The sequence below is a fragment of the Streptomyces tsukubensis genome, from assembly GCF_003932715.1.
Taxonomy (GTDB): domain Bacteria; phylum Actinomycetota; class Actinomycetes; order Streptomycetales; family Streptomycetaceae; genus Streptomyces; species Streptomyces tsukubensis.
Window position 1 is genome coordinate 1,678,766 of record NZ_CP020700.1, and the last position, 18,765, is coordinate 1,697,530.

The window sequence follows — 18,765 nt, forward strand, 5'->3', positions numbered from 1 at the left end:
TCGTTCTTCCCCTCCCGGCAGCCGGTGCTGCCGGGCGGGGACTCGGGGGGTATGACGTCGGTCCTCAAGGCCCCGACCGGGCCTTGGGGACCGACGCTGCGGTTCCACCGGATGCCGATGCGGCCCGTCACTCGCCTTCCGCATGGGACAGGGCATCGCTGATCAGGGAAGTCGCGAAGGAAGGATCGTCGGCCATGCGGTTGATGTGCTCCGCGAGCAGGAACGCCGTGGCTTCCAGCGGAGTCATCTCCTCCTCGGTCCAGTACCCGAACTGCAGACGCCAGAGATTGGGGCTCAAGCCGGTGCCCGCGGCAATGACCAGGGCCGCCATGGTGGGGATCGCCTCGGCGGGGACACTCCTCGGCATCATGCGCATCGTGGCGACCAAATTGGGGACCACGTACTCGACGACGTCCTTGCCGTGGTCCTCGTGGGCCGTCCGCAGCCACTGCATGAACATGTAGATGAGCGTGCACACGCCGTCCAGCAGGTCTTCGATACCGTCGGCGCCCAGGGAAGCGGTGAACTGCTCCAGCAGTTCGCGCTGCACGGGGTCGGGTTCGGTACTGCCGTCATGGACCTGTTTGAGCCGAGAGTCGATCATCATGAGCGCGGCGCTCACATCACCGGCGGGAGCGAGTGCGGGGTCACAGGACGACGTCATGGATTCCTCCTCGATACGCCGCGGCGGCCGGCGGACGTGCCCGTACGGTAGGCCTTCGCCGCGTACGGGATCCGAAAAATCCGATGAACCTCCCCCGACCGTGTGAAGCCCCACCCGTTCGAGCCTGCCGGGAAAGGAACGGACGGCGGTATCAGGGCGCCCCGCACAACGCCCGTCCGGCTCACCGGCCCCGACGGCCGTACGGTCGTCCTCACCGTCCCCGAAGATGCGGCCCCGGCCCGTGAGGGGGACACGGACCGGGGCCGGTGAAGCCCCACGGTCGCCGGAGGTGTCAGCGGCGGCGCGGGGTGGTCTTCGTCCGCCATCGCGGAGCCGGGCATTCGGGGTGGGCGTAGAGGGAGGGGCGCGCGCCGGAGTCGGAGAAGCCGACCATCACCAGGTTCTCCTCCGTACGGTCCACGGGCCGTTCGCAGTAGATGCAGTACTCCGGCATCGGGCCGGGCCTATCGGTCATCGTCGTTCTCCTCGCCCGGGGCAGGCGGCCGGTCGGGGCAGACCGGGCCGCCGCAGACGCACGGCGGCCACTCCGGCTCGGGCGGGTCGAGTGTGGTGTACGGCGACGGGCTCCCCGTCGAGTAACCCGCATCGCTACGGCGCATTCGCTCCTCCTTGTCCGGTCGTCCGGCTCAGCCGCGCGGGGCCGGTCCATGGTCGGGGGCGGGGCCGGGGTCGGGGTCCGCGTACTGACGCTCCGGCGCGGAAAGGCCTGACACCCGGTCCGGCCACTCGTCCCGGTCCTCGCTGAGGTCGTCATGGGCGATGACCGTCACGATTCCGAGCCCGGCGAGCACAGCGGTCCACCAGACCACCGCCGCCCCGACGTCAACGGCGTTCATCGTCGCGGCCCCTGCCTCTTGAGACCGCCGCACCCCGGCGGATCGTCGACCGGCGCACTCCTTCTGCTCACCACAACCACGCTCACCCGGTCGTCCACGGGCATTCCTTCCTGCCGTCCGGCTCGTTGGGGCCATTGAAGGACGCGGAGGAATCAGCGGTAAGCACACCCGGAGGGGCCCATCATGGGGGTACCCGCCGTGGGGGTACCGCAGCTCGGCAAGGGGGCCACAATGGAACCACCGCTGTCACCGGCAGTACTGTCTGCCGCGCTGCGGGACGATGCACGGATCCGGGATGCACTGGAACACCGGGACGTCGGCGCCGTGTTCGCTCTCGCTCACGACGAGGGCGGGCTGAGCTACAACCGGCTCGGCGAGGCCTGCGACATCCGCCCCGAGCGTGTCAGCCGTATGGCCAAAGGGGATGGGACTGTCACATCGCTGCCGGTGCTGGAACGCGTCTGCGACGGGCTCGGGATCCCCGGCATCTGCTGAGGCTTGGCACCACGCCCCTGGGAGACCGGGGCGCCGTCCGCAACTCCCCCCGAGGAGGAAGACGATCCGATGAAGCGCCGCTCCATCCTGCGCGGCGCGCTCGTGGCCGGACTGGCAGGTCCCGGGCTCGCCGCCGCACTCACGACCACCCGTACCGAAATCGACGCGGCGCTCACCGCCCATGACCGCGCCGTCGGCCTCGACCACTGGGAATCGACCGCCGAACGCTACGGCCACGGCTACCACGGGCAGGCCCCGGCCGACGTCCTCACCGACCTCCTCGCGGAGTTCGGGGAACTGCGGCCCCTGCTGATCCGGCCGGGAACCGACCGGGACCGGACGATCCTCGCCCATGTCACCGGCCGGATGGCCGGGATGGTCGCCGTCGTCCTCCACGACCTCGGGCAGCACCGGGAGTCCCACCACTGGAGCGCCACCGCCGCCCGCGCGGCGGAACGCTCCGGCGACCGCGATCTGCACGCCTGGGTGCTCGCCCGCGAAGCCATGGTGCCGCTGAACTTCGGCGCTCCGGCGGCCGCGGCCGGACTCGCCGACCGCGCGCGGCAGCTGGCGGGCGACGCGCCCAGCGCCGCCGGGGCCCTGGCCGCCGCGGTCGCGGCCCGCGCCCATGCGATGACCGGCGACCGGGAACACGCCCTCAAAGCCGTCGCGGAGGCCGAGCGGACCGCCGCCCGGCTGTCTCCCCAGCAGCAGACGGACACCTGGTTCGGCTACCCCGCGCAGAAGCACCATGTCCATCTGTCGCAGGCCCTGACACATCTGGGGGAAACCCGGCGGGCGTACGAAGCGCAGCGCGCGGCGCTGCGGCTGACACGGTCCCCGTCCGTGATGACCCGGGCACTCGTCACGATCGACGAGGCCATGTGCCGGGCGCACGACGGAGACCGGGAAGAGGCCGCCCGGATCGCCACGCGTGCGTACGGCAGCCTGCCCGCGCCCTACCGGACGGGGCTCACCCGGACCCGCGCGACGGCGCTGTACCGTTCGCTCCCGCACGACTGCCCCGGCCGGGACGGACTGGCGGACCTGCTGACGACAGGCGCCTGAGACCGCGGGAGCAAGCTCTCCTTGCCCCCGCGGAGCCAGGTGTCAGCTCTGGCGCGACCGCGCCCGGAACGCCGCCTTGCGGGCCTCCTTCGCCGCCCGCTTCTCCGGGTGCAGGCGGCCCATGGCCTCCAGGACGTCCGCCGTCGCCGGGTGGTCGCTCCGCCAGGCCGCGTCGATGAAGCCGGCGTGGCGGCCCGTCAGCTCGGCCAGCAGCGCCTGGATGTCCTCCAGTTCGCCGCCCGCGTCGAGCTGGGCGGCGATGGTGTCGACGGAGAGCCACACCACGAGGGCCTCGGTGGGCGGGGGCACATCGAGGGCCCCGTGCTCCGCCAGCCAGACCCGGGCCAGTCCGCCCAGCTCCGGGTCCGCGAGCACCGCGCGGACCTCGGGCTCACCGGCCGGGCCGACCAGGGTCAGGGCCTGCTGGCAGCGGAGGCGGCGCAGCGGGGCACCCTCGTCGGCGCCGCGGGCGGCGGCGAGCAGCTCCCGGGTGGCTTCCGCGGGCTCGTGCCGGGCGAGCCACTGCTCGGTCTCGGCCCGGGCGGCGGCCTCCGGGTAGTGGGCGAGCCCGTCGAGGAGGGCGTCCGCGCCCTTGCCCGCCAGTTCACCGACGACCGGGGCGTCGACCCCGGCCTCCAGCAGCCGGGCCCGGATGCCGTACAGGCCGAGGGGCGTGAGCCGGACCAGCCCGTAGCGCGAAACGTCCTCGTCGTCGAGCGCCGCGTCGGCGTCGGCCTCGGCCATCAGGGCCTCGTCGACGGGCTGGTACTCGACCAGGCCGACGCCCTCCAGCAGCCGGAACTGGTCGTCGAGGCGGATCATCGCCGTGGAGACCTGCTCCAGTACGTCGTCGGTGGGCTCCCCCATGTCGTCGGGGACGATCATCGACGCGGCGAGCGCGGGCAGCGGTACCGGCTCGTCGCCGGAGCCGCCGTCGGAGAGCGTGAGGAGATAGAGGTTGCCGAGGACGCCGTCGAGGAACTCGGCCTCGCCCTCGGGGTCCCAGTCGAGCGCCCCGTAGTCGATGTCGCCGTCCTCGCCGACGAGGTCGGAGATATCGTCGAGGAGCGGGGCGATGGCGTCGGCGTGGGCCGCCTCCAGGGTCTCCAGCCAGACGGCGAGGACGTCCTGCGGGGCGCCCGAGGTGATCAGCGGCAGGTTCTCGCCCTCGGTGGCCGTGCCGTACTCGGCGCTGTGCCCGACCGGGTCCTCGACCGCCACCAGACCGGCGTCGACGGCGGCGCGCCAGGCCTCGCTGGCGTAGGCCTGCCCGTCCTCGTCGGCGGGCAGCCCGATCTCCGCGGCGGCGGCGGGCAGCAGGTCCTCGGCCAGTTCGCCCCCGGCGCCGACGCGGGTGCCGGGGCCCGCCCAGCGGGCGAGGCGGACGGCCCGGGAGAGCAGCGGAGAGGCGAGCGCGTCCCGTGCCAGCTCCGCGTCGGAACGCAACCGTACGGGCGGCAGGGTGGGACGGTCCTGGGACATCGGCTGCTTCTCCTCGAAGGCATACGGGGTCCGGGCGCGGCCCCCGGCGGCGAACCCCCAGCGTAGACGCATTTCCGCCGGTCGCGGCGCGGCGGTGCCACCGCCCTGCCGTGGGCCCGGCCGGAAACGGCCGCACCGGAACTGCCCACTCCTGTTCCGGTTTGCGCCCGCCGCACCACTCCTTCGTCCGTCCGCCGCCCTCCGTACACCCGGACGCCCTTGACAAGTGACCGGCGCAGCACGGAGATTGACGCGCGTAGAGCCGCCGTGTTCCGCTCTGCGCCCGAAACGTTTCACCGCCTGCACGACCGCTCCGTCCGGCGCGCCGTACCGTACCCGCGCCGCCGGTCCGTCCTCGCCGTCCCGACCCGGGGAGTTTCCCGATGCGTTCCTCCACCCTCGTCCCGAGACCGGCCGCCGTCGCCGCGGTCGTCGCCTCCGCTCTCGCCGCGGGCCTGCTGGCCGCCTCTCCCGCCGCGACCGCCGCCACCACGGCGACCTCAGCGGGCTCGACCGCCGCGGCGGTCCGGATCCACGACATCCAGGGCACCACCCGGATCTCCCCGCTGGTCGGACAGCAGGTCGCCGGGGTGCCCGGAATCGTCACCGGGGTCCGGTCCTACGGCTCGTCGCGCGGTTTCTGGTTCCAGGACCCGGAGGGCGACGGCCGGGCCGCCACCAGCGAGGGCATCTTCGTCTTCACCGGTTCCGGTTCGACGCCCGCGGTGAAGCCGGGCGATTCCGTCCTGGTCTCCGGGACCGTCAGCGAGTTCGTGCCCGGCGGCACCTCGTCCGGCAATCAGTCGCTGACCCAGCTCTCCCGGCCGGCCGTCACCGTGGTCTCCTCCGGGAACCCGCTGCCGGAAGCCGTGACGATCACCGCGTGGTCCGTCCCGGCGGCGTACGCCCCGGCGGGCGACCCGGCGGCGGGCGGCAGCATCAACGCACTGCCCCTCGACCCGCACCGCTGGGCCCTCGACTACTACGAGTCCCTGGAGGGCGCCAACGTCCGCATCGGTGACTCCCGGGTGGTCGGCGCCACCGACCCGTACGCCGCACTCTGGGTGACGGTGAAACCGCAGGAGAACCCCACCCCGCGCGGCGGCACCCGCTACGGCTCGTACACCTCGCAGAACACCGGCCGCCTCCAGATCCAGTCGCTGGCCCCGCTCGCCGAGCAGCCGTTCCCGAAGGCGAACGTCGGGGACGTCGTCACCGGGACGACGGAGGGGCCGCTGGACTTCAACCAGTTCGGCGGCTACACCCTGGTCTCCCGCTCGGCGGTCACCGTCACGGACCGGGGCCTCACCCGCGAGAGCACCCGGCCGCAGCGCCGGAACGAGCTCTCCGTGGCCACGTACAACGTGGAGAACCTGGACCCGTCCGACCCGCAGGAGAAGTTCGACGCCCTCGGCCGGGCCGTCGTCGGCAATCTGGCGTCGCCGGACATCCTGGCCCTGGAGGAGATCCAGGACAACACCGGCGCGACGAACGACGGTGTCGTCGCCGCCGACCAGACGGTCGCGAAGTTCACGGCGGCGATCCGCGCGGCGGGCGGCCCGGCGTACGACTGGCGCAGCATCGACCCGGAGAACAACAAGGACGGCGGCCAGCCCGGCGGCAATATCCGCCAGGTCTTCCTCTTCAACCCGGAGCGGGTGTCCTTCACCGACCGTCCGGGCGGCGACGCCACCACGGCGACCGGGGTGGTACGGGAGCGGGGCAAGGCGGCGCTGACGCTCTCCCCGGGCCGGGTGGCCCCGGGCCACGAGGCGTGGACGGACAGCCGCAAGCCGCTGGCGGGCGAGTTCACCTTCCGCGGCAAGCGGGTGTTCGTGATCGCGAACCACTTCGGCTCCAAGGGCGGCGACGAGGCCCTCACCTCGCACCGCCAGCCGCCGAACCGTTCCTCCGAGGTCCGGAGGCTCCAGCAGGCGCAGACCGTGAACGCCTTCGTCAAGGACATCCTCGCGGTCGACCGCAAGGCCGATGTCCTGGTCGTCGGCGATATCAACGACTTCGAGTTCTCGGCGGCCACAGAGGCGCTCACGGACGGCAGGGCGCTCTACCCGGCGGTGAAGTCCCTGCCGCGCGGCGACCGCTACTCGTACGTCTTCCAGGGCAACAGCCAGGTGCTGGACCAGATCCTGACCAGCCCCGGGATCGACGACTTCGAGTACGACAGCGTCCACATCAACGCCGAGTTCAACGACCAGAACAGCGACCACGACCCGCAGCTGCTGCGGTTCCGGCCGTAACCCTGCCCGAGCGGCGGCGGGGGCACGTCCATCGCGCCCCCGCCGCACCTCTTTTCAGCCGCCCGGCCGCAAGCTCACCCCGGGAGTAAAGCGCCGCACCTGCCCGGAGCGGACCCCGGGGAACGCATGCACCTTCCGCCACTCCTCGGTGTCCGATCCGATGCCCTCGCCCGGCCCGGCGAGCGCGGCGGCATGGGCCTCGGCGCTCTCCCACTCGGCGTAGTTGAGCATCCGGCTGCCGTCGGCCGTGAGGTGGAACCAGCCGGAGATCCCGCCGGAGTGCGGCCGGTCCGCGACGGCCGCGCCGCCCCGGATCCCGGGGTCGGAGGCCAGGGCGGCGAGCACCCCGTCCACCCAGGCCTCCGCCCGCTCCCGGTCCGGTCCGTCGAACTCGGCCTCGACGGCCACGACGGCCCCCGGAATCCTGCTGTCGGCCGGATCGGAGAGGCCGCCGCGGTACAGGTCGTACGTGTACAGGGCCACCCGCTCGATACCGGGGACGGCGGCGTCGATCTCGGCGTTGCGCTCGTCGCGGTAGTCCGCGCAGAACCGTTCGTACGCCTCCTCGTCGGTCCACTGCGAGTAGTGGAGCAGGGTGCGGCCGTCCTCCCCGATGTGGACGGTGTACGACAGCAGTCCGACGGCGGGCCAGGCGCGGGAGGTCCACGCGGTCTCGACGGCGGCGAGCGCGGCACGCTGCCGCTCCGGCGTACCCACGTCCCAGGTGGATATCTTGACCGCGCCGACACCGTCCCGTCCCGGGTCGGGGCGGGCATGGGGCACGGTGACGGCCTTCGGGGCCGCCGGGCGGGTGGTGGTACGAGCGGTGGTACGGCGCTGCTCGGCCATGGCGCTGCTCCCCTTCCGGTACGGCGGCCCGGGGCGGGCCGCCGTGGATCACCATCGTGGAACGTCAAGCGCGCTTGAGGTCAACTCCTCCGTCGGGTCCCGGGGCAACGCGCCGGACGCCATCGGGCGCCACCGGCTGCCGCGGGGAACGGGGGGACAAGCACGGCCCCGGCGCTCGCCGCCCGTCCGGACGTACGAGAGCCGGGGCCGCGGAGGATCCGCCCGGACCGTGCTCAGTTGTGGGCGTGCAGGATCTCGTTCAGCCCGCCCCAGACCGCGTTGTTCGGCCGGGCCTCGACCGCGCCCGTCACCGAGTTGCGGCGGAAGAGGATGTTGCTCGCGCCGGACAGCTCACGGGCCTTGACGATCTCGCCGTCGGGCATGGTGATCCGGGTCCCGGCGGTGACGTAGAGACCGGCCTCGACGACGCACTCGTCGCCCAGCGCGATCCCGACGCCCGCCTCGGCGCCGACCAGGCAGCGCTCCCCGATGGCGATGACGACATTGCCGCCGCCGGACAGGGTGCCCATGGTGGAGGCGCCGCCGCCGATGTCGGAGCCGTTGCCGACGACGACACCGGCCGAGATCCGGCCCTCGACCATGGAGGTGCCGAGGGTGCCCGCGTTGAAGTTGACGAAGCCCTCGTGCATCACGGTGGTGCCTTCGGCCAGGTGGGCACCGAGCCGGACCCGGTCGGCGTCGGCGATCCGGACGCCCTTGGGGACCACGTAGTCCGTCATCCGCGGGAACTTATCGACACCGACCACCTGGAGGTGCAGGCCCTCGGCCCGGGCGTTGAGCCGTACCTTCTCGATATCGTCGACGGCGACGGGCCCCAGCGACGTCCACGCCACATTGGCCAGCAGGCCGAACAGGCCGTCGAGGTTCTGGCCGTGCGGCCGGACCAGCCGGTGCGAGAGCAGGTGCAGCCGCAGATACGCGTCATGGGCGTCGAGCGGCTTGTCGTCGAGGGAGGCGATGACCGTACGGACGGCCACGACCTCGACACCGCGACGGGCGTCCACACCGAGCGCCTTGGCGGCACCGGCCCCCAGAAGCTGCACGGCACGGTCCGCGTCCAGCCGCTCGGTCCCGGCGGGGCCGGGCTCCGAGGTGAGTTCGGGGGCGGGGAACCAGGTGTCGAGAACGGTCCCGTCGGCGGCGATGGTGGCCAGGCCGGCCGCGACGGCTCCGGAGGTGCGAGGGGTGGTGGTATCGGTCATGAGGAGAACCTAACCGGCGCCGCCCTCCTCGGGCGAACTCGTCTCACCCGAAGGCCCGCGACCACCCGGAAGACCCCGCTCCGCGCCGCTACAGGGGATCCACCGGAGCCGCCGGGGCGACGAGCCGCGCCAGCATCGCCCGCGCGTACTCCTCGTCGTACGGCCGGTCGGTCAGCAGGACTTCCAGACAGAGGCCGTCCACCAGCGCGGCCACCGCCCGCGCGGTCCCCTCGTCCACCCGGTGGGCGAGCGCGCCGACGACCTCGTCGATCCACTCCCCCGCCACCGGACGCAGGGCGGGTCGGCGCAGGGCGGCGAGATACAGCTCGTAGCACCGCTCCACCTCGGCCCGGTCCGAGGTCAGCCAGTGGCCCACGATCCGGGCCAGCTCGGCCGCGAGGTCGCACTCCGGGTCGGTGAGGACCCGGGAGCCCATCACCGTCGCCCCGAAGCCCTCGTTGCTCTGCCGCAACGCGGCGACCAGCAGTTCGTCGAGGGAGGAGAAGTGGTACGTGGTGGAGCCCAGCGGCACATCGGCCTCCGCCGCCACCGTACGGTGACTGAGCCCGGCGATCCCGTCCCGGCCGACGACCCGGATCGCGGCGTCGATGATCCGGCGGCGGCGGTCGGGGTCGTAGCGGCGGACCATCAGTGCGCACCCCCCACGTTGAGCACCACGACCCCGGCGATCACCAGCGCTATGCCCGCGAACTTGGCGGCGCTGGTCGACTCGTTGAGGAAGATCATGCCGATGGCCGCGACCGCGGCCGTGCCGACGCCCGCCCAGATGGCGTAGGCGGTACCGACCGAGAGGGTCTTGAGCGTCTGCGCGAGCAGGCTGAAGGCGATCAGATATCCGGCGACCGTCAGCAACGACGGCCAGAGCCGGCTGAAGCCCTCGCTGTACTTCATGGCGGTGGTGGCGGCGACCTCGGCGACGATGGCCCCGGCGAGCAGTCCGTATCCCATGCGTACGACTGTACACAGTGATGCGTACGCGCGTACATATCACTGGGTGAAGGCGAGGGAACTCGGGGGACGCCAGGGGAAGACCGCAGCGGGAGCGTCCGCGGACGGAAAAACGGCCGTGCCCGCCGGAATCACCGGCGGGCACGGCCGCACTGTCGGAGCGCAGGGAAACGGCTCCGGAACCGCGAGGAACGAAGGCTCAGACGTTGAACCCGAGCGCGCGCAGCTGCTCGCGCCCATCGTCCGTGATCTTGTCCGGGCCCCACGGCGGCATCCAGACCCAGTTGATCTTCAGCTCGTTGACCAGGCCCTCCGTCGCCGATTTGGCCTGGTCTTCGATCACATCGGTCAGCGGGCAGGCCGCCGACGTCAGCGTCATGTCCAGCGTGGCGACATTGGTGTCGTCGACGTGGATGCCGTAGATCAGTCCGAGGTTGACCACGTCGATGCCCAGCTCGGGGTCGACGACGTCGTACAGCGCCTCGCGGATCTCTTCCTCGGAGGCCGGCTTCAGCGCGGCTCCTGCGTTCTCGGTCATGCCGTCTTCCTCTCGGTGGCACCGGCGGTGGCACCGGATCCCTCGCCCAGCGCCTGGGCGGTCGCGTCCTTCCAGGCCATCCAGCCGAGCAGCGCGCATTTGACCCGGGCCGGGTACTTGGAGACACCGGCGAACGCGACCGCGTCCTCCAGCACCTCCTCCATGGCGTCGTCCGGCTCGATCCGGCCCCGGGACTGCATCAGCTCCAGGAACGTCTCCTGGATCTTCTGCGCCTCGGCCAGCTCCTTGCCGACCAGGAGTTCGTTCAGTACGGAGACGCTGGCCTGGCTGATGGAACAGCCCTGGCCCTCGTACGAGACGTCCGCGACCCGCGTGCCGTCGTACTTCACCCGCAGCGTGATCTCGTCGCCGCACGTGGGGTTGACGTGGTGCACCTCGGCGTCGCCCTCGCGAAGACCCCGGCCGTGCGGGTTCTTGTAGTGGTCGAGGATGACGTCCTGGTACATCGAATCAAGCTTCACGAAAGGCTCCGCTTCTACCCGAAGAACTGACGGACATGCTCCAGCCCGTCGATCAGCGCATCGACCTCTGCGGGCGTGGAGTACAGATAGAACGACGCCCTGGTGGTCGCGGGAATTCCGTAGCGCAGGCAGACCGGCCGTGCGCAGTGGTGCCCGACACGGACCGCGATGCCCTGTTCGTCGAGGACCTGGCCCACGTCGTGCGGGTGGATATCACCCAGGGTGAACGAGATCGCGGCACCGCGCTCCTCGGCCGAAGCAGGGCCGATGATCCGCAGATCGGGGACGTCCGCGAGCCGCGCCAGAGCGTACTCCGTGATCGCGTGCTCATGAGCGGCGATCTTCTCCATGCCGATGGCGTTGAGGTAGTCCACCGCCGCGCCGAGGCCGACGGCCTGGGCGATCGGGGGCGTACCGGCCTCGAACTTGTGCGGCGCCGGGGCATAGGTGGAGGAGCTCATCGAGACGGTTTCGATCATCTCGCCACCGCCGAGGAACGGCGGGAGGTCCTCCAGCAGCTCCTGGCGTCCCCAGAGCACGCCGATACCCGTCGGTCCGCACATCTTGTGGCCGGTGAAGGCCACGAAGTCGGCGCCGAGGGCCTGCACGTCCAGCGGGGCGTGCGGAGCGGCCTGGGAAGCGTCGATCAGCACCAGCGCGCCGACCTCCTGGGCGCGGCGGACGATCGCGTCCACCGGGTTGATCGTGCCCAGGATGTTGGAGACCAGCACAAAGGAGACGATCTTGGTCTTCTCGGTGATGATCTGCTCGATGTTGCTCAGGTCGAGCCGGCCGTCGTCGGTGAGGCCGAACCACTTCAGCTTCGCGCCCGTGCGCTGCGCCAGCAGCTGCCACGGAACGATGTTGGAGTGGTGCTCCATCTCCGTGATGACGATCTCGGTGTCCTGGTCGACCCGGTAGGGCTCGTCGGCCCAGCCGAGCATGTTCGCCACGAGGTTCAGCGACTCCGAGGCGTTCTTGGTGAAGATCACCTCGTCGCGGCTGGGCGCGTTGATGAACTCCGCGACCTTGGTCCGGGCGTCCTCGTAGAGCGCCGTGGCCTCTTCGGCGAGCACATGGACACCGCGGTGCACATTGGCGTGGTGCTGCTCGTAGTAGGTGCTGACGGCCTCGATGACCTGGCGCGGCCGCTGCGAGCTGGCAGCGCTGTCCAGATAGACCAGCTTCTTGCCGTCGTGGATCACCCGGTCGAGGATCGGGAAGTCCTTGCGGATCGCCTCGGTGTCGAGTAGCCCCGGCGAGGAGAACGTCACGTGGTGGCACCACCCTTCACATACGCCTCGTAGCCCTCGGCCTCCAGCTTGTCCGCGAGCTCGGGACCGCCGGACTCGGCGATCCGGCCGGCCGCGAAGACATGCACGTGGTCGGGCTTGATGTACCGCAGGATGCGGGTGTAGTGGGTGATCAGCAGGGTGCCGACCTCACCGCTCTCGCGGATCCGGTTGACGCCCTCGGAGACCACACGCAGCGCGTCGACGTCCAGACCGGAGTCGGTCTCGTCGAGGATCGCGATCTTCGGCTTCAGCAGTTCGAGCTGGAGGATCTCGTGGCGCTTCTTCTCGCCGCCGGAGAAGCCCTCGTTCACATTGCGCTCGGCGAAGGCGGGGTCCATCTGGAGCCGCTCCATGGTCTCCCGGACCTCCTTCACCCAGGTGCGCAGCTTGGGCGCCTCGCCGCGGATGGCGGTGGCGGAGGTGCGCAGGAAGTTGGAGACGGAGACACCGGGGACCTCGACCGGGTACTGCATGGCGAGGAAGAGACCGGCGCGGGCGCGCTCGTCGACGGACATCTCCAGCACGTCCTCGCCGTCCAGGGTGACCTGGCCGCCGGTGATCGTGTACTTGGGGTGACCGGCCAGCGAGTAGGCGAGGGTGGACTTGCCGGAGCCGTTGGGGCCCATGATGGCGTGGGTCTCGCCCTGCTTCACGGTCAGGTCGACGCCCTTGAGGATCTCCCGGGAGCCGTTCTCGGCCTCGACGGAGACGTGCAGATCGCGGATTTCAAGCGTTGCCATGGGTAGCTCAGGACTCCTGGGTGAGGGAGACGAGCACATCGTCCCCTTCGATCTTTACGGGGTAAACGGGGACGGGGCGCGTCGCGGGCAGTCCGGACGGCTTGCCGGTGCGCAGGTCGAAGCTGGAGCCGTGCAGCCAGCACTCGATCCGGCAGTCCTCCACCTCGCCCTCGGAGAGCGAGACGTTGGCGTGCGAGCAGATGTCGTAGATCGCGAAGACCTCGCCCTCGGTGCGGACGACCGAGACCGGCAGGCCGTCGAACTCCACCCGCTTGGGGGTGTCCTCCTCCAGCTCGCTCAGCGCGCAGGCACGGACGAAGCTCATGCGACCGACGCCTCCAGCTCCTCTTCGATCTTGGTGATCAGACGCTCTTCGACATCGGGGAGGCCGATCTGCTGGACCAGCTCGGCGAAGAAGCCGCGGACCACCAGGCGGCGGGCGTCCTGCTCCGGGATACCGCGGGCCATCAGGTAGAAGAGCTGCTCGTCGTCGAAGCGGCCGGTGGCCGAAGCGTGGCCGGCGCCGACGATCTCGCCGGTCTCGATCTCCAGATTGGGTACGGAGTCGACCCGGGCGCCGTCCGTGAGGACCAGGTTCCGGTTCATCTCGTAGGTGTCGGTGCCCTCGGCCGCGACCCGGATGAGGACGTCTCCGATCCACACCGCGTGCGCGTTCTCGCCCTGGAGCGCGCCCTTGTAGACCACGTTGGACTTGTTGTGCGGCGCGTTGTGGTCGACCAGGAGACGGTGCTCCTGGTGCTGCCCGCGGTCGGTGAAGTAGAGGCCGAACAGCTCGGCCTCGCCGCCGGTGGCCGCGTAGGTGACCCGGGGGTGCAGCCGGACCAGATCGCCGCCGAAGGTGACGACCACGGACTTGAAGGAGGCGTCCCGGCCGACGAGCGCATCGTGCTGGGCGACGTGGACGGCCTTGTCGTCCCAGTCCTGGACGGAGACCACGGTCAGCTTGGCGCCGTCGCCGAGGACGTACTCGACATTGGCGGCCAGCACCGCGTCGCCGCTGTGGTCGATCACGACGACGGCCTCGGCGAACGCGCCGAGTTCGATCACCTGGTGGCCGTAGGCGACCCCGCCCTCGCCGTGGACGGTGATCCGGACGGGCTCGGTGAGCACGGTCTCCTTGGGCACGGTGACGACCGTCGCCTGCTCGAAGGAGCTGTACGCCTGGGCCGCCACCCGGTCCACGGGCTTGCCGGCCCGGCCGAGCCGGGCGTCGTCCCGGCCCACGGTCTCGACCGTGACGCCCTCGGGGGCCTCGACGGCCACCTTGACGCCGCCGGAGGCGACGGCGGTGCCGTCGTGGAGTCCCGCGAGCCGCTCCAGCGGGGTGAAGCGCCACTCCTCCTCGCGGCCGTGCGGCACGGGGAAGTCCGCCACGTCGAACGACGGGGGCGCACTCATACGAGTGGCTACGGTCGACTCGGCGGCCACCGCGATCGCGCCGGCGGTCGTGGAACCCGCCGGGATGTTCTGAGCCTCAGCCATGGCTGTCGTCGTGCTCTCTCTCTGCCTGTCGGTCAGGAAATCTGTCGGGGAGCGGGCGGGCACGGGCGTGCCCGCCCCGGGGGTGCGGCGGCCGGGTCAGCCGACCGAACCCTCCATCTGGAGCTCGATCAGCCGGTTGAGCTCCAGCGCGTACTCCATCGGCAGTTCCTTGGCGATCGGCTCGACAAAGCCGCGGACGATCATCGCCATCGCCTCGAACTCGGTCATGCCCCGGCTCATCAGATAGAAGAGCTGGTCCTCGGAGACCTTGGAGACGGTGGCCTCGTGGCCCATGGAGACGTCGTCCTCGCGGACGTCGACGTACGGGTAGGTGTCCGAACGGGAGATCGTGTCCACGAGCAGCGCGTCGCACAGCACGTTGGACTTGGCGCCGGGGGCGCCCTCACCGATCTCGATCAGACCGCGGTAGGAGGTGCGGCCACCGCCCCGGGCCACCGACTTGGAGACGATGTTGGAGGAGGTGTTGGGCGCCATGTGGACCATCTTCGCGCCGGCGTCCTGGTGCTGGCCCTCGCCCGCGAAGGCGATGGAGAGCGTCTCGCCCTTGGCGTGCTCGCCCATCAGATAGACGGCCGGGTACTTCATGGTGACCTTGGAGCCGATGTTGCCGTCGACCCACTCCATGGTCGCGCCCTCGTACGCCACGGCGCGCTTGGTGACCAGGTTGTAGACGTTGTTCGACCAGTTCTGGATGGTCGTGTAGCGGCAGCGGCCGCCCTTCTTCACGATGATCTCCACCACGGCGCTGTGCAGCGAGTCCGAGGAGTAGATCGGGGCCGTACAACCCTCGACGTAGTGGACGTACGCGTCCTCGTCGACGATGATCAGCGTCCGCTCGAACTGGCCCATGTTCTCGGTGTTGATCCGGAAGTAGGCCTGGAGCGGGATGTCGACGTGCACGCCCTTGGGGACGTAGATGAAGGAGCCGCCGGACCAGACCGCGGTGTTCAGCGAGGCGAACTTGTTGTCACCGACCGGGATGACGGTGCCGAAGTACTCCTGGAACAGCTCCGGGTGCTCCTTCAGCGCGGTGTCCGTGTCGAGGAAGATGACACCCTGCTCCTCCAGGTCCTCACGGATCTGGTGGTAGACCACCTCGGACTCGTACTGAGCGGCGACACCGGCGACGAGACGCTGCTTCTCCGCCTCCGGGATGCCCAGCTTGTCGTAGGTGTTCTTGATGTCCTCGGGGAGGTCCTCCCAGGACGCCGCCTGCTTCTCGGTGGAGCGGACGAAGTACTTGATGTTGTCGAAGTCGATGCCGGAGAGGTCGGAGCCCCAGTTCGGCATGGGCTTCCGGTCGAACAGCCGCAGACCCTTGAGCCGCAGCTTCAGCATCCACTCGGGCTCGTTCTTCTTGGCCGAGATATCGCGGACGACCTCCTCGGACAGGCCGCGCTTGGCCACGGCACCGGCCTCGTCGGAGTCGGCCCAGCCGAATTCGTAGGTGCCCAGACCCTCCAGTTCGGGGTGAGCAGTCTCCGTGGGGAGAGTCATGCGGGGTTCCTCCCGGCCGTACTTGCGGACGCTGATGATGTGGTGGTCGGTGTCTGCGGGGGCGGTGCCGCCGGTGGAGCGGCGCCCCGCGGGATGAACGTCGTGCACACCCCGTCGCCGTGGGCGATGGTGGCCAGACGCTGCACATGGGTCCCGAGGAGCTCGGAGAAGATCTCGGTCTCCGCCTCGCAGAGCTGCGGGTACCGCTCGGCGACGTGGGCGACCGGGCAGTGGTGCTGACAGAGCTGCTCGCCCTGCTGGGCGCCCGGCGCACTGCGCGCCACAGCAGCGTACCCGTCGGCACTGAGCGCTTTCGCCAGGGCTTCGGTGCGCTCCTCGGGGGGTGCCGCGGTGACGGCCTCGCGGTAGCTGTCGGCCTGGCTGCCGAGCCGGTCGCGGGCGAAGGCGGTGACCGCCTCCCCTCCCGCGTGCCGTTCGATCCAGCGCAGGGCGTCCACCGCGATCGCGTCGTAGGCGTGGTCGAAGGCGTCCCGGCCGCAGTCGGTCAGGGCGAAGACCTTGGCGGGACGGCCACGGGCACGGGCGCCGTAGACCCGCTTCTCCCGGGCCTCCACCGTCTTCTCCGCAGCCAGGGCGTCGAGGTGGCGGCGGACCGCGGCCTGGGTGAGGCCGAGGCGGCCCGCCAGATCCGCCACGGTGGACGGACCGTGGTCCAGGATGGAGCGCACGACCCGGTTGCGCGTCGATCGGTCCGACCGCACCCCGGCCGCGAGTTCCTCCCGAGGAGCCTCGCCGACGTTTTTCACAACGCCATTGTTGCGTAATTCACGGAGGCGTGACAACCGCCGCCCGGGGGTCCCTGCGGTGCCGTTCATCACTTAGGGTAACCTAAGCCGGTTGACCTCCTAAGCTCCTTCGTACCGCCTCCGACCAGGCAGAACGCCCCAGAGAGCGGCCTCGCGACCGGGTCCGTACACCCCCGTACACCCCCTTTTCCTGTCACCACCCGCCCCATGTACCAAAAACACCCGGATCCCCGGGCGCCCTACTTCGGCCGCCGCCGGGGGGTACGCCCCCGGGCGGCCGGGCGGGCCACTTAGACTTCGCGGCATGCAGAGCGAGCCCGCCGTCCGGATCCAGGGCCTGGTCAAGCGGTACGGATCCAAGGCGGCCGTGAACGGCCTCGACCTGACGGTCCCCCGGGGGACCGTCACCGCCGTCCTCGGCCCCAACGGAGCCGGTAAGACCACCACCATCGAGATCTGCGAGGGCTACCGCCGTCCCGACGCGGGCACGGTCCGCGTCCTCGGCCTCGATCCCGTCGCCGACGCCGGACGGCTGCGCCCCCGGGTCGGGGTGATGCTCCAGTCCGGCGGCGTCTACTCGGGTGCCCGGGCCGTGGAGATGCTCCGCCATATCGCGAAACTGCACGCCGACCCCCTGGACGTCGACTTCCTGGTCGAACGGCTCGGCCTCGGTGACTGCGGGCGCACCACCTACCGCCGGCTCTCCGGCGGCCAGCAGCAGCGGCTGTCGCTCGCGATGGCCGTCGTCGGCCGCCCCGAGCTGGTCTTCCTCGACGAGCCCACCGCCGGACTGGACCCGCAGGCCCGCCGCGCCACCTGGGACCTGGTCCGCGAACTCCGCTCCGACGGCGTCACCGCCGTCCTGACCACCCACTTCATGGACGAGGCCGAGAAGCTGGCCGACGACGTCGCCGTCGTCGACGGCGGCCGGGTGATCGCCCGGGGCAGCCCCGAGCAGCTCTGCCGCGGCGGCGCGGAGAACACCCTCCGCTTCACCGGGCGGCCCGGGCTCGACGTCGGCTCCCTCCTCAAGGCCCTGCCCGACGGCACCGAAGCCGCCGAGCCCCTCCCCGGCACCTACCGGATAACCGGTGACGTCGGCCCCCAGCTGCTGGCCACGGTCACCTCCTGGTGCGCCCAGCACGGCGTCATGCCGGACGGCATCTCGGTGGAGCGCCGCACCCTGGAGGACGTCTTCCTGGAGCTGACCGGCAAGGAGCTGCGCTGATGAGCACCGGTACGTACACCCCGCGCCCCGGCGCCGCGCCCCTCGGGCGCATGATCGCCGCCCAGACCGCGTTCGAGACCCGGATGCTGCTGCGCAACGGCGAACAGCTGGTGCTCACCCTGGTCATCCCGTCCCTGCTGCTGGTGCTCTTCTCCTCCGTCGACATCGTCGACACCGGCAGCGAGAAGGCCGTCGACTTCCTGGCACCGGGGGTGCTCGCGCTGGCGGTGCTGTCGACCGCATTCACGGGACAGGCCATCGCCACCGGTTTCGAGCGCCGGTACGGGGTCCTCAAGCGCCTGGGTGCGTCACCGCTCCCCCGCTGGGCGCTGATGTGCTCGAAGACGCTCTCGGTACTGGCGACGCAGGTCCTCCAGATCACCCTGCTCACGGGGATCGCGCTCGCCCTGGGCTGGTCGCCGCAGGGAGGCCCCGCCGGGTTCGCGGCCGTGCTGCTGCTCCTCGCGCTGGGGACCGCCGCGTTCAGCGGCCTCGGTCTGCTGATGGCGGGCACCCTCCGGGCCGAGGCCACCCTGGCCGCGGCCAATCTGGTCTTTCTGCTGCTCCTGGTCGGCGGCGGGGTGATCGTTCCGCTGGACCGCTTCCCGGACGGTGTCGCCGGTGTCCTCGGGCTGCTCCCGATCTCCGCCCTCTCCGACGGGCTGCGCGACGTCCTCACCGACGGCAGCGGCGTCCCCTGGTCCGCCCTCGGCATCCTCGCGGTCTGGGCGGCCCTCGGCCTGGGGGCGGCGGCCCGCTTCTTCCGCTGGGAGTAGCGCGTACGCCGGGGGCCGGGGGCCGCTCCCGGCCTGTCGGACCCCCCTCGTGA

Annotated in this window: 21 protein-coding genes; 5 read left to right on the plus strand and 16 right to left on the minus strand. The window is 71.0% G+C overall.

Features of this window, described 5'->3' with window-relative positions:
- Positions 1–127: 127 nt before the first annotated feature.
- The 3 genes from B7R87_RS06035 to B7R87_RS06045 all read right to left on the minus strand — a co-directional run bounded on the left by B7R87_RS06035 (position 128) and on the right by B7R87_RS06045 (position 1,521).
- Positions 128–664, minus strand: coding sequence for a hypothetical protein (locus tag B7R87_RS06035; protein WP_006349967.1), 537 nt, complete (start codon positions 662–664; stop codon positions 128–130).
- A 292-nt stretch (positions 665–956) separates the two neighbouring features.
- Positions 957–1,139, minus strand: coding sequence for a hypothetical protein (locus B7R87_RS06040; protein ID WP_078902407.1), 183 nt, complete (start codon positions 1,137–1,139; stop codon positions 957–959).
- A 172-nt stretch (positions 1,140–1,311) separates the two neighbouring features.
- Positions 1,312–1,521 carry a hypothetical protein gene (locus B7R87_RS06045; protein ID WP_006349966.1) on the minus strand — a complete coding sequence of 70 codons (210 nt, stop codon included), beginning with the start codon at positions 1,519–1,521 and terminating at the stop codon, positions 1,312–1,314.
- A 231-nt stretch (positions 1,522–1,752) separates the two neighbouring features.
- On the opposite strand from B7R87_RS06045, the gene B7R87_RS06050 reads away from it, so the two are divergent.
- Positions 1,753–2,016, plus strand: a complete 264-nt coding sequence (locus tag B7R87_RS06050) for a helix-turn-helix domain-containing protein (RefSeq protein WP_040916647.1) — start codon at positions 1,753–1,755, stop codon at positions 2,014–2,016.
- A gap of 69 nt (positions 2,017–2,085) precedes the next feature.
- Complete coding sequence (locus tag B7R87_RS06055) at positions 2,086–3,084, plus strand: hypothetical protein (RefSeq protein ID WP_130584532.1); 999 nt, start codon at positions 2,086–2,088, stop codon at positions 3,082–3,084.
- A 42-nt stretch (positions 3,085–3,126) separates the two neighbouring features.
- On the opposite strand, the gene B7R87_RS06060 is transcribed toward B7R87_RS06055, so the two are convergent.
- Complete coding sequence (locus tag B7R87_RS06060; RefSeq protein WP_130584533.1) at positions 3,127–4,566, minus strand: hypothetical protein; 1,440 nt, start codon at positions 4,564–4,566, stop codon at positions 3,127–3,129.
- Positions 4,567–4,949: 383 nt separating this feature from the next.
- Here B7R87_RS06060 and B7R87_RS06065 point away from each other — a divergent pair, with 383 nt between their 5' ends.
- A complete protein-coding gene (locus B7R87_RS06065) occupies positions 4,950–6,824 on the plus strand; it encodes an endonuclease/exonuclease/phosphatase family protein (protein WP_006349962.1) in 1,875 nt (624 codons plus the stop codon).
- Positions 6,825–6,878: 54 nt separating this feature from the next.
- Here B7R87_RS06065 and B7R87_RS06070 read toward each other — a convergent pair whose 3' ends face one another.
- The 12 genes from B7R87_RS06070 to B7R87_RS06125 all read right to left on the minus strand — a co-directional run bounded on the left by B7R87_RS06070 (position 6,879) and on the right by B7R87_RS06125 (position 16,708).
- A complete protein-coding gene (locus B7R87_RS06070) occupies positions 6,879–7,673 on the minus strand; it encodes an antibiotic biosynthesis monooxygenase (RefSeq protein ID WP_006349961.1) in 795 nt (264 codons plus the stop codon).
- A gap of 233 nt (positions 7,674–7,906) precedes the next feature.
- A complete protein-coding gene (gene dapD / locus B7R87_RS06075) occupies positions 7,907–8,896 on the minus strand; it encodes a 2,3,4,5-tetrahydropyridine-2,6-dicarboxylate N-succinyltransferase (RefSeq protein WP_006349960.1) in 990 nt (329 codons plus the stop codon).
- An 88-nt stretch (positions 8,897–8,984) separates the two neighbouring features.
- Positions 8,985–9,545 (minus strand): TetR/AcrR family transcriptional regulator, encoded by a 561-nt coding sequence (locus B7R87_RS06080; protein WP_006349959.1) that lies wholly within the window; start codon positions 9,543–9,545, stop codon positions 8,985–8,987.
- On the minus strand, positions 9,545–9,865 hold the full coding sequence (locus B7R87_RS06085; protein WP_006349958.1) for a DMT family transporter: 321 nt from the start codon (positions 9,863–9,865) through the stop codon (positions 9,545–9,547). Before B7R87_RS06085 ends, B7R87_RS06080 begins: the two co-directional genes overlap by 1 nt.
- A 199-nt stretch (positions 9,866–10,064) precedes the next feature.
- Positions 10,065–10,403, minus strand: coding sequence for a metal-sulfur cluster assembly factor (locus B7R87_RS06090; RefSeq protein WP_006349957.1), 339 nt, complete (start codon positions 10,401–10,403; stop codon positions 10,065–10,067).
- Positions 10,400–10,885: a Fe-S cluster assembly sulfur transfer protein SufU gene (gene sufU, locus B7R87_RS06095; protein ID WP_040916637.1), complete on the minus strand. Its 486-nt coding sequence runs from the start codon at positions 10,883–10,885 to the stop codon at positions 10,400–10,402. Before sufU ends, B7R87_RS06090 begins: the two co-directional genes overlap by 4 nt.
- Before the next feature lie 14 nt (positions 10,886–10,899).
- Positions 10,900–12,159: a cysteine desulfurase gene (locus tag B7R87_RS06100; protein ID WP_006349955.1), complete on the minus strand. Its 1,260-nt coding sequence runs from the start codon at positions 12,157–12,159 to the stop codon at positions 10,900–10,902.
- The gene (gene sufC / locus B7R87_RS06105) at positions 12,156–12,920 is read right to left on the minus strand and encodes a Fe-S cluster assembly ATPase SufC (RefSeq protein ID WP_006349954.1); all 765 of its coding nucleotides are present in this window, start codon (positions 12,918–12,920) and stop codon (positions 12,156–12,158) included. The genes B7R87_RS06100 and sufC overlap by 4 nt, the downstream gene beginning before the upstream one ends.
- A gap of 7 nt (positions 12,921–12,927) precedes the next feature.
- Positions 12,928–13,245, minus strand: a complete 318-nt coding sequence (locus tag B7R87_RS06110) for a non-heme iron oxygenase ferredoxin subunit (RefSeq protein WP_006349953.1) — start codon at positions 13,243–13,245, stop codon at positions 12,928–12,930.
- A complete protein-coding gene (gene sufD / locus B7R87_RS06115) occupies positions 13,242–14,423 on the minus strand; it encodes a Fe-S cluster assembly protein SufD (RefSeq protein ID WP_006349952.1) in 1,182 nt (393 codons plus the stop codon). Before sufD ends, B7R87_RS06110 begins: the two co-directional genes overlap by 4 nt.
- Before the next feature lie 96 nt (positions 14,424–14,519).
- Positions 14,520–15,941, minus strand: coding sequence for a Fe-S cluster assembly protein SufB (gene sufB / locus B7R87_RS06120; protein WP_006349951.1), 1,422 nt, complete (start codon positions 15,939–15,941; stop codon positions 14,520–14,522).
- The gene (locus B7R87_RS06125) at positions 15,938–16,708 is read right to left on the minus strand and encodes a helix-turn-helix transcriptional regulator (protein WP_040916636.1); all 771 of its coding nucleotides are present in this window, start codon (positions 16,706–16,708) and stop codon (positions 15,938–15,940) included. Before B7R87_RS06125 ends, sufB begins: the two co-directional genes overlap by 4 nt.
- A gap of 304 nt (positions 16,709–17,012) precedes the next feature.
- On the opposite strand from B7R87_RS06125, the gene B7R87_RS06130 reads away from it, so the two are divergent.
- Both B7R87_RS06130 and B7R87_RS06135 read left to right on the plus strand, forming a co-directional pair.
- Entirely contained in the window at positions 17,013–17,936 is a 924-nt protein-coding gene (locus tag B7R87_RS06130) for an ABC transporter ATP-binding protein (protein WP_006349949.1), read from the plus strand.
- A complete protein-coding gene (locus B7R87_RS06135) occupies positions 17,936–18,712 on the plus strand; it encodes an ABC transporter permease (protein ID WP_006349948.1) in 777 nt (258 codons plus the stop codon). Before B7R87_RS06130 ends, B7R87_RS06135 begins: the two co-directional genes overlap by 1 nt.
- Positions 18,713–18,765 lie beyond the last annotated feature (53 nt).